Genomic DNA, 10602 nt, shown 5'->3' on the forward strand with positions numbered 1-10602 from the left:
TGAAATGGCGGAAAAGAAAAGCGGAAAGAAAAGAACCCAGGGCAAGGGAACCGTGTCGCGGCGCGGTAAAGACAGAGGACCCTCCAGGGGACCGAAATTCGGTAACGTCTCTAAGAATATAGCTTTCTGGCTGCTGATCATCCTGCTGCCGATCACCCTGTTCAGTCTGCTCTCTCCCCGCAGGGAAGCTATCCGCAAGATCAACTACTCGCAGTTTATGACCTATGTCGGCCAGGGCCAGGTCGAGAGCGTGACGATCATGGAGAAGAGAATTCTGGGCAAGCTCAAGGGCGGTGCGCCGCGCGGTCTACAGGGTGAGGAAGCGCTGACGCGGAACTTTGAAACTTATATCCCGTTCGAGGACCCGGACCTGGTTCAGAAGCTTGACGCGGCCGACGTGGAGGTGACAGGCAAGCCCCCGGCGGTCAACTGGATGACCCACCTGATGGGCTGGGTGCCGTGGGTCCTGATCATTTTTATCTGGCTCTTTTTCATGCGCCAGCTCCAGGGCGGCGGCGGACGGGCGTTCAGTTTCGGCAAGAGCAAGGCCAAGCTGCTCTCCGGCGACCGGCCCAAAGTTACGTTCAAGGACGTGGCCGGCTGTGACGAGGCCAAGCAGGAGCTGGAAGAGGTTATCGATTTCCTCAGAACCCCGCGTAAGTTCCAGAAGCTAGGCGGACGGCTGCCCAAGGGCGCGCTGCTGCTGGGACCTCCCGGCACCGGCAAGACCCTGCTCGCCAGGGCCGTGGCCGGCGAGGCCGATGTGCCGTTTTTCAGCATGAGCGGCTCGGATTTCGTGGAGATGTTTGTCGGGGTGGGGGCCAGCCGCGTCCGCGACCTGTTCGAGCAGGGCAAGAGCAACGCACCGTGCATCATCTTCATCGACGAGATCGACGCAGTCGGCCGTCACCGAGGGGCCGGCCTTGGCGGCGGACACGATGAGCGCGAACAGACACTCAATCAGCTGCTGGTGGAGATGGACGGGTTCGAGTCCAACGAGGGCGTAATCCTGATCGCCGCCACCAACCGGCCCGACGTGCTCGATCCGGCCCTGCTGCGCCCGGGACGGTTCGACCGCCAGATCGTGGTTGACCGCCCCGATGTGCGCGGGCGCGAGGGTATCCTCAAGGTTCACATGAAAGACATCCCTGTCTCCCGTGATGTCAACGTGGCCGACCTGGCCAAGGGGACCCCCGGCCTCAGCGGCGCGGAGCTGGAGAGCATAGTCAACGAGGCGGCCCTGCTCGCCGCCCGGCGTAACCGCGATAAAGTGGCCATGCAGGATTTCGAGGACGCCAAGGACAAGGTGATGATCGGCCCGGAACGCAAGAGCATGGTGATCAGCGAGGAGGAGAAACGCCAGATCGCTGTCCACGAGTCTGGCCACACGCTGGTCCAGCGGCTCACCCCCGGGACTGACCCGGTGAACAAGGTGACGATTGTGGCCCGCGGCATGGCCCTGGGCGTGACCCAGTACCTTCCCGAACGGGACCGTCACCTCTACAGCAAAAAATGGTGCCAGAATAACCTGCTGGCCCTGATGGGCGGCCGCTGCGCCGAGGTACTGATCCTGGGCGAGATGACCACCGGCGCGGGCAATGACCTGGAGCGCGCCACCGACCTGGCCCGCAAGATGGTCTGTACGTGGGGTATGAGCGAAGCTATGGGGCCGCTGGCATTCGGCCACAAGGAAGAGCAGATTTTCCTCGGCCGTGAAATCGCCCAGCACCAGGACTACAGCGAGGCCACCGCCAGACTGATCGACCGGGAAGTGAAAAAGCTGGTCGAGGAAGCCTATAACGATGCGATGAGCCTGTTGCGTGAAAACCGCGGCAAGCTGGAAAAACTGGCCGATATCCTGCTGGAGCGAGAGGTGCTCGACGCCGAGGAAATCAACCTGGTCGTGGCCGGTAAGAACCTGCCGCCGGTTGATACCGGCAAAAAGAAAACCAAAGCCAAAACCCGGTCGCGGAAACCCAGGACCGCTTCGTCAAAAAGAGCGGCCGGGGCGGATTCCAATCCGGCGAAGCTGCCGGCAGGGGACGCTGAGCGAGCTAGAGACGAGCACGGCGGCCGGGACGAAGAGAATTAGCCGGGGCCGTGGTGGGTTGTCGCTGCCGGGATCGGCAGAGGGCGTGATGCACGGTACCGCGCAAAAGGGTGGCCGGCCCGAGAGAATTCGCCGGCCTTTCTTTGTATGGGCCTGCTTTAAGCTGGAAAATGTCCGATGAGTAGGATTACGGTCAGGCTGCTGCACTGCCCTCCGGAAGAGAATATCGATACGCTGGCCCATGCCGTGGGCGAGAGTGACGGAGTCTTGAAAGCGCGATTTGCCGGCGAAGGCGAGCAACTGCTGGCGGTCTATGACACAGACGGAAAATATCTGTCCGTGCTGGCAAAGGCCGCGGCCGGGCAGGGTTTGCTCCTGTTTGCCGGGCCTGATGATGTTTGCGCGGATGACTGGCGGCCGTCGGCAATGATCGCGGGACGGAAATCGTCCCTTAAGCGTCTGGCCGGTTCGCTGGCGGAAACGGCCGGAGAGTTGAGTGCGGCGATCGACCGTGCCCTGGAGGCGCGCTCGCCCCGCAGTTGGGAAATCGGCGGCGGCAGGAGACTGGATTTGACCCGGCCGCTGATCATGGGAGTGCTGAACCTGTCTCCCGATTCGTTTTACTCCGGCAGCCGGGTGGCCGATACCGCCCCGGCGGTCAGGCGGGCGGTGGAGATGGCCTCGGCGGGCGCGGACATTATCGATTTCGGCGGAGAATCAACCCGTCCGGGAGCCGCGCCGGTGGACGGGGAAGAGGAAGTCCGCCGGGTGGTGCCGGTGGTCGAGGCGGTTGCCGGGGAACTTGGCGAGAGTTTCCCGGTATCGGTCGACAGTTACAAGGCGGAAACAGCAGCCGCGGCGCTGGATGCGGGAGCCTCGATAGTCAACGATATCGGCGCGGGCCTGCTCGACGGCGGCATGCTGGAGACCGTGGCGCGGGCCGGTGCAGGCTACGTGATGATGCACATGCGGGGCAAGCCGCGCACCATGCAGCAGGATACCGGATACGATGATCTGCTGGGCGAGGTCCACTGTTTTTTCAGCCGCGGGCTTGACCGCTGCGAGGCCGCCGGAATCGGCCTGGAGCAGGTGGTTCTCGATCCCGGGATCGGCTTCGGTAAACCGCCGGCGGGAAATTACGAGTTGATCCTCCGTCTTGGCGAGTTCTTGTCGCTGGGCCGGCCGCTGCTGATCGGGGCCTCGCGCAAATCGTTCCTCAAGCTGGCCGGGCAGGATGAGGCGGAGGCCCGCCTGGAGGGTTCACTGGCGGCATGCACGGTGGCTGTGCTGGCCGGCGCGGGGATAATCCGCGTTCACGATGTCGGCCCGGCCCGTCGCGCGGTGGACGCCGCGAGCGTGTTCGCGGGTCTGAGCCGGGCATGAAAAAGGGCGCGAGGTGGAAACCCCGAGGGCTCGAAGCGATATATCATTAATTAAACCCGGACTCTTGCCGTCTCCGGGTGCAATCCTGACAGGCAGAGGAGAGTTATGAGCAGGAAAGTTATGGCACTGGCTATCTTCGCAATTTCACTGGTGATGTATCTCCTGACCCTGGCCCCGTCGCTGGGTTCCTACGAGAGTTCCTCGTGGATCGTCAACAGCATGTTCTCCGGACTGCCGTCCTCGCCCGGCAACCTGCTGTACCTGATCGCCGCTTCGGCGATGGCCAATCTTTACGAATGGCTCGTGGCTCCTGTCCTGATCGGAGTTGCCAGGCTCAGCGATGCGCTCGGGTTTATCTTCAGGCCCAGTCTGGAGCCCGCTGTCGGAATTAACCTGATCAGCGCATTGAGCGTTGCGGGAGCGGCCGGGTTGAGTTTCTCCCTGCTGGACCGTCTGCTGACCTCCCTGAGAGGGGACAGGGGTTGGCCCGATGCGGCAGGGCGCTGGATCCTGGCCTTGGGTACTTTGTTCATCTATACGATCCCGGTGGTCTGGAGCGCGGCCGTTACAGCCGGTCCCTACGGTTTCAACCTCCTGCTGGTGGTATTCGCCTGCTGGATGATGGTCCGCGGCGAGGAAAACCCGTCAAGCGCAGGCACACGGATGCTCCTGCTTGCCTTCATTGCCGGCGCAAGTTTCAGCCACAACCAGGTGTTTTTGCTGTTTTGCGTCATGCTGGGCGTATTCGCCTGGGGCGGCAAAAACGTGTGGTCTGCTCTCAAGGCCAATCTGGGTCCGGCGCTGGTGCTGTTTCTGGTTGGCTGCACAACTTATCTCTATGCCTGGGTCAGGCCGCAGGCCGTACCGGGGCTGGGCGACCCGGTCGAGATGTTTACGAGCGGTTTCTGGCGTTACCTGTTCAATATCCCGGGCATGGAAAGCGCGCTGCCGCGCCAGGGGAATTTCTTTACGGTGCAGATTCCGCTGATGATCGGCCGGCTCGAGGCGCAGGCCGATCACTGGATAGCCGGGATCATCCTGCTGCTGCTGTTCCACTTCGGGATGTTTTACCACATTAAGCAGCGCAGCGGCAGCGGGCGCGGAGTGCTGCTGGCTCTGGCGGTGTCGTTCCTGGCGGGGATCTGGATCTACAATCCGGGTGTGACCAACCTCACGGGCTTCGACCGTCACCTGCTGATTTTCATCATGATCATGGCCGGCTGGGTTTTGACCGGCATCACCGTGCTGTACCTGCAGGCGATCGAGATGGCGCGGCGGTTCCAGGCCAGGATGGAGTTTACCGGCCGCAGGTTCGAACGCCTGGTGACTCTCTCCTCGACCGTGCTGCTGATCGCCGCGATGCTGTCGCCGATGTATTTCCGCTGGCGCGAATCGGACATGTCGAGCTACTACCTGATCCGGGACCTGGGCGGCAACCAGCTCAGGGGAGTTGAGCAGAACGGGATTCTGATCCTGGGCAGCGCGGCGGAATACTACCGGGCCCTGTACGCCGAAAAGGTGCTGTTCCAGGACTCGCAGCGCACGCTGATCAATTACCCCGGGATGACCAGTACGCACTACATCCGTCAGCTCAAGACAATTGAACCGCCCGCCCCGATGGATCTGAGTGACGCGCAGATCGGGGACATGCGGCCGGTGAGACTGGAAAAAACCGAATCGTTCACCGCCGGAAAACTGAGTGTCAGCTACCCGGCGGAAACCGTGTTCCTGGTTCCGGACATGGTGCTGATGTCCGTACTGCGGGCCAACAAATTCGAGCGGCCGGTGTACTTCTCGTCAAATATCGCGCCGCAGAACATGCTCGGACTGGCCGGTTACTGCGCTATTCGCGGCCTCACTGTCAGGCTGTTCGAGGAGAACCCGCTCACATCGGCGGACAGTTCCAACTACTGGCGGGGGCGCTACCCGATAGCGATCGATATCCCCTGGACCCAGCAGCTGCTGTGGGGTTACTACGTGCATCACACCACGTTGTGGCAGGCCAGGGGTGATGAGCACAATGCCCGTTTCCGCCCTCTGCTGATCTACGCGCGGGCCCACGCCAATCTGGCCGAGGCGTTCCTGGGACAGAAAAACGGCGATGCGGCGGCCAGCAACTACCGCCAGTGCGAGTTTTTCGATCCGGACTACGAGTCCAAGCTGCTCAATTTCGCCTCACGTCTGGCCCAGCAAGGGCAATACGAGCAGACCAAGGATTTCGCGGACATGTATTTCACCCATATACCCCCCGATCCGCTCAAATGGGCGGGGCTGGCAAAACTGGCGCTGGCCAACCAGGACTCGCTGGCCGCCACCGAACTGTTGGTCAAGTCCCTGGAAGCCGATCCCGATTTCCTGCTCGGTTACCAGAAACTGATCCGCCTTTTCAGCTCGATGGAGAAGCATACGATGGTTTCGGCGTTTATCAGCCGCTGGCTGGTTCGCCACCCGGACGACATGGAAACCCGTCAGCTCTGGGAAGAATACAACGCGACCAAGGCTCTGCCGCCCGATTTTCCGGACTGATCGATCTGCTTTGAAAACTCACCGTTACCGGAATGAATCTCAGTCCGCGGCCAGGACGTGGCAGTAAGCGGCATCCATCGCCAACGCCGGCCTCGCCCTTCTCGAAATCTCCCTCCGCGCTGCCCATCCGGTTGGTGACATGCGCGAAACAGCCCACCTCGCGCTGCCGTATAATATCCAAAATTCCCCGCAACGCGCTCCGCTCCCGCCCCGGCAAATCCCTTGACCGGTGCTCTTGAATCGGATAACTTGCCTGCCAACGGATTGTAAAACTTTTTATACCAGAGCGAAGGGGTGAGACTTGGACGCTGCGGTCGGCAAGCTGGCAACGATCGATGTGATCATTATCTCGCTGTATCTGATCGGGATTACGATCCTGGGCGTCTGGATCGGCCGCTTTATCAAGGACGACGAGGATTTTTTCCTCGGCGGCCGCAACCTTCCCTGGTGGGCCATCGGGATGTCGATGGTGGTCAGTGATATCGGCGCGCTGGAGCTGGTGGGCGTGGCCGGGATGGCCTATACCTTCGGGATCGGCGTGGCCAATTTCGACTGGATCGGCTGTATTCCTGCGATGGTGATCGCCTCGTTCATCTTCATCCCGTTCTACTGGCGCTCGAAGGTGTTCACGATTCCCGAATACCTGGGCCGCCGCTACAACCAGTTCGTGCGCAGCCTGGTGGCCATTATCTGGGGCGTGTTCTTCCTCTTTATGCTCGGCATCTTCTTCTATACCGCCGCGCTGACCATGCAGGTACTTTGCGGCTGGGATCTGTGGTTCTCGATAATCCTGGTGGCCGTGGCCGTGGGCATCTACACCTACTTCGGCGGGCTGAGCGCGGTGGTGTTTCTCGACTCGATCCAGTGCGTGGTGTTGTTTGTCGGCAGCGGGTTGATCCTGACAATCGCGATGGTCAAGGTCGGCGGCTGGGGCAACCTGATGGATACGGTGCATGCGATGGGGCCGGAGTTCAAGGACCATTTCAAGCTGATCGCCCCGGCGGATTCACCGACCCCGTTCGCCTGGAGCAGCGTCCTGTTCGGCCTGGCGTTCGTGCTCAGTCCGGCCTACTGGCTGGGCAACCAGGCGATTGTCCAGCGTAACCTGGCCGCGCGCTCCGAGTACGAGGCCAAGAAGAGCGTGCTCTGGGGCGGGTTTCTCAAGCTCTTTATCCCGATCATCCTGGTCGGTCCCGGTATCGCCGGCGTGGCCCTGCACTCCGGGCTTGAGAACGGCGACATGATTTTCCCCACGCTGATTCACGAACTGCTGCCTCCGGGCCTGGTCGGGATCGTGTTCGCCGCGTTCCTGGCGGCGCTGATCTCCAGTGTGGACTCCTACCTTACCAGCGCGGCCACGCTCTGGACCAAGGACATTTACCAGCAATTCATTGTCAAGGACGCCTCGCCCCGTCATTACATGAAAGTGGGTAAGGCCCTGATTATCGTCTTCGTGATTATCGGCGTTTCGCTGGCCGGGATGGCCGAGAAGTTCAGCAGCGTGTTCAGTTACATGCAGACCATGCTCAGTATCTTCCAAGGCCCGCTGCTGTCGATAATCTTGCTGGGACTGCTCTGGAAACGAGCCACCGGCAAGGGAGCCACCACGGGCTTGATTCTCGGCGTGGCAACCTCAAGCACGCTGTTCTGGCTCAAGGACGGGATTTTTACCGCGCCCGAGCCGTTTCTTTATATTGCCTGGTGGGCGTTCCTGGTGGGCTTTATTACCACGGTGGTGGTCAGTCTGCTAACCAAGCCCGAGCCTGATGACAAACTGGAAGGCCTGATCTATACGAAAGCGGTTGAAAATAACACCGCTGGAGAAGGGGGTGCGGCATGAAAACCTTTCTGATCGATCTGCTGAAACTCTTTGCCGAGTGGATTTTCGCCCTGAAAACCTTTCTGATCGATCTGTTGAAACCCTTTGCCGAATGGATTTTCGCCCTGGTGGTGGCTGTGCCGCTGCCCGTGGTGCGTTTCTTTTTCCTGGGCATGCTGGCCGTGATTGCGCTCTGGGTTTTCAGCCTGCCGGCCCAGCGTGAGAAGGATGAGGACGGCAACGACAAATCCTGGTACACGGACCTTCGCGTGATGGGTATCGGCCTGCTGGTCCTGCAGTCTATTTGTTACATCATTCTGTAATCCGGTTCCGGCTGTTAGAGGCCGCGTTCCCCGCAGAGTGGGGAGCGCGGCCTTTTTTGTTTTTCTCATGCCGCCTTGTCGCCATCTCCCGGGAACAAGGGATTGCGCCGCCATGCGACCATTTGCTATCTTTGCTCTCGACATACGCGCGTCAAGTTGAACTACCACGGAGAAACCGATGCCCGTCCGCCGGCCGGTCATTATTACCGTCATGCTGCTATTGCGGGTCTCTGTCCTGAATGTTTTCACCCAGGATCAGCAGCCCCAGCCGCCGGACCAGATCGGGAGCTACTACCGCAGGATCATCTCCGATGTCGAGTCGCGGCTGGGGCAGTTCGAGTACCGGCCTTTTCGGGAACGAGGCTCGATCGGGCCGGTCGATCCCCGCTGGACGCAGCTCGGTTTCGTGCCGTTCGTGCGCGCCTGGGGCCGGGCGATCTATCCCAACAGCCTGCCTATGCCGGAAGAAATGGGAGCGGAGGCAGCGATGTTCGCCGCGCCCGGAGAGATCGAGCCGGTATCGTTCTGCCTCCGGTCGCTGGAATCGGAGGTTTCGGGCCTGAGACTGACGCCCGGCGCGCTGGTCAGCCTGGACACCGAGTCGTATATCCCGCCGGATTCGGTCGAGATCGGCGTGGTGGAGTATTTCCCGGTGCGCTGGGGCAAGGGCAGTTCCTCGCGGCTCTGGCGCTGGCACCCGGTCAGGATCTGGCCGGTGGGCCGGTTTCCCGGCAACAGGTTCTGCGTCCGGGAGCCGCCGGGTACGTTCAGGGTGCCGCCGGCTACCACCGTTCAGTTCTGGATCAGGGTCCATACGCCGGAGGATATCCAGCCCGGCGAATACACCGGCAGCGTGTTGGTCGAGCACTGGGGCGGCACCTACCGTCTGCCGCTGACCTTCACGGTCCTGCCGGCCGCGCTGAGACGCCAGGGTCTGCCGCCGTTCGGCGTATTCATCCCCGGTCCGCTCGACCGCTATGCCTGCTGGGACCTGGCGGCGCACGGGATCAGTTCGGTGGCCCGCTGGTACAACCCGGTCCAGCTGCCGTTGCGCTACGGGGAAGCCGGGGTGGAGCCTGATTTCCGTCTCGAGGACATATTCATGCGGAGTCTCGGCGAGGCCGGGATCGACGGGCCGCAGATCGTTTACGTATCCGGCGCCGGGCGCTCTCCGTTCGACTCCTCGCTGGCCGCGGCGGTTATGGGCAGACCGGAAACGGAGCTGGCCTCGGGGGCATTGATCTACGCCCAGACCGTCCAGTTAATCGACAAACACGCATCCTCCGCCGGTTGGCCCCGGCTGGTCTGGGGTCTGCTCGACCGGGCAAGTGATTGGGGCGATGTCCGCGGGCGGATCACCGCCCGCGCCCGCGCGCTGAACAGGGTGATGGGCTACCGGGCGAACATGGTAAGCCCGCTGCTGAGTGCAAATGACGACGAGGTTGTGGAGGACCTGGACGGGCTGATGAGCGTCTGGCTGGTCAGCGACGATGTCCGGCCGGACGAAACCATGCGCCGCTCGGCGGTCTGGGGGTACACTGCGCTGACCCAGCGCGATTCCGCCGGTGCGGCCCGGATGAAACTCGGCTTCGGCGCGTGGCGCGCCCAGCGGGACGGGATGTTTGTCTGGGCTTACAACTGGAGCGGCGGCGGTCACAGCTGGAACGATTTCGACTCGCCGCGGATGGACTGGATGCTGAGTTACCGCAACCTCGACGACTCGTTCCTGCCCACGCCGGCCTGGGAGGGGGTGCGCGAGGGGATCGAGGACCGGTGTTACCTGCGCACACTCTACCAGCTGATCAACAGCGCGCCATCCGGTAGCGCCGCGGCAATCGATGCGCTGCAGTTTATCGAGACAGTCCGGCGGCCGGCATTCGATCTCGCCGCGCTGCCCGCGATCATTCCCGAGGCCGCGCCGCAGTCGAGCGACTCCTCACCCGCCGGCCTGATCCGCCGCGCGCTGGCCGGATATATCATCAGCTTAGCCGCCGAACAGCAGCCGTTCGACTCAGGCCGTTAGCCCGGTTTAGCCCTCCACCTTGCGCTCATCCCCCCGGCGCGGTAAAATTAGGGACTTTGTACCGGGATTAATGATATTTATCCCTTGGAGCAAATGTGACGTCATACCGGTTCGGGGCCAGGGACCTGGTCCATTTCTCGTTTATCACGTTTTTTATCGTGATGGCCGTCCTGCTGGCCGACCGCTACTATCTGGGCGGCCGGGATAGGTTGATCGAGCTGACACCCGAGGCGCTGGACCGTCTCGAAAGCGAGTCTCTCTGGTACGGTATCTACCTCCAGGGCTCGAAAATCGGCTACTCGCGCAACACCACCACCGTGCTCGACTCGACGATTATCTCCACCGATCATACGTTCCTGTCGTTCTCGATGATCGGCAGCCGCCAGGAGGTCAACAGTTACTCGCGGGCGGTGACCGATACGCTGATGCGCCTGCAGTCATTCGTGTTCAGCCTGACTGGCCGGGACACCGACTACGG

At 61.7% G+C, this 10602-nt stretch carries 7 protein-coding genes and 1 pseudogene (1 of these 8 only partly in view); 7 read left to right on the plus strand and 1 reads right to left on the minus strand.

Going from position 1 to position 10602, the window contains the following annotated elements; all coding sequences use genetic code 11:
• Positions 1–4: 4 nt before the first annotated feature.
• From FVQ81_12215 to FVQ81_12225, 3 genes are all read left to right on the plus strand, one after another.
• Positions 5–2092, plus strand: a complete 2088-nt coding sequence (locus FVQ81_12215) for an ATP-dependent metallopeptidase FtsH/Yme1/Tma family protein (protein MBW7997311.1) — start codon at positions 5–7, stop codon at positions 2090–2092.
• Positions 2093–2476: 384 nt separating this feature from the next.
• Positions 2477–3433 carry a dihydropteroate synthase gene (folP, locus tag FVQ81_12220; GenBank protein ID MBW7997312.1) on the plus strand — a complete coding sequence of 319 codons (957 nt, stop codon included), beginning with the start codon at positions 2477–2479 and terminating at the stop codon, positions 3431–3433.
• Between the two features lie 105 nt (positions 3434–3538).
• Positions 3539–5959, plus strand: coding sequence for a DUF2723 domain-containing protein (locus FVQ81_12225; protein ID MBW7997313.1), 2421 nt, complete (start codon positions 3539–3541; stop codon positions 5957–5959).
• Between the two features lie 88 nt (positions 5960–6047).
• On the opposite strand, the pseudogene FVQ81_12230 reads toward FVQ81_12225, so the two are convergent.
• Positions 6048–6128 (minus strand): annotated as a pseudogene (locus tag FVQ81_12230) (uridine phosphorylase).
• Between the two features lie 132 nt (positions 6129–6260).
• Here FVQ81_12230 and FVQ81_12235 point away from each other — a divergent pair.
• The 4 genes from FVQ81_12235 to FVQ81_12250 all read left to right on the plus strand — a co-directional run.
• The gene (locus tag FVQ81_12235; GenBank protein ID MBW7997314.1) at positions 6261–7799 is read left to right on the plus strand and encodes a sodium/solute symporter; all 1539 of its coding nucleotides are present in this window, start codon (positions 6261–6263) and stop codon (positions 7797–7799) included.
• Entirely contained in the window at positions 7796–8101 is a 306-nt protein-coding gene (locus tag FVQ81_12240) for a hypothetical protein (protein MBW7997315.1), read from the plus strand. Before FVQ81_12235 ends, FVQ81_12240 begins: the two co-directional genes overlap by 4 nt.
• Positions 8102–8279: 178 nt before the next feature.
• Positions 8280–10124 (plus strand): hypothetical protein, encoded by a 1845-nt coding sequence (locus FVQ81_12245; protein ID MBW7997316.1) that lies wholly within the window; start codon positions 8280–8282, stop codon positions 10122–10124.
• 95 nt (positions 10125–10219) lie between these two features.
• On the plus strand, positions 10220–10602 hold the 5' portion of the coding sequence (locus tag FVQ81_12250; protein ID MBW7997317.1) for a hypothetical protein. 31 nt of this gene lie beyond the right edge of the window; 383 of the gene's 414 nt are visible here — the first part of the coding sequence; its start codon is at positions 10220–10222; the stop codon falls past the right edge of the window.

This window comes from Candidatus Glassbacteria bacterium (assembly GCA_019456185.1).
Taxonomy (GTDB): domain Bacteria; phylum Gemmatimonadota; class Glassbacteria; order GWA2-58-10; family GWA2-58-10; genus JAJRTS01.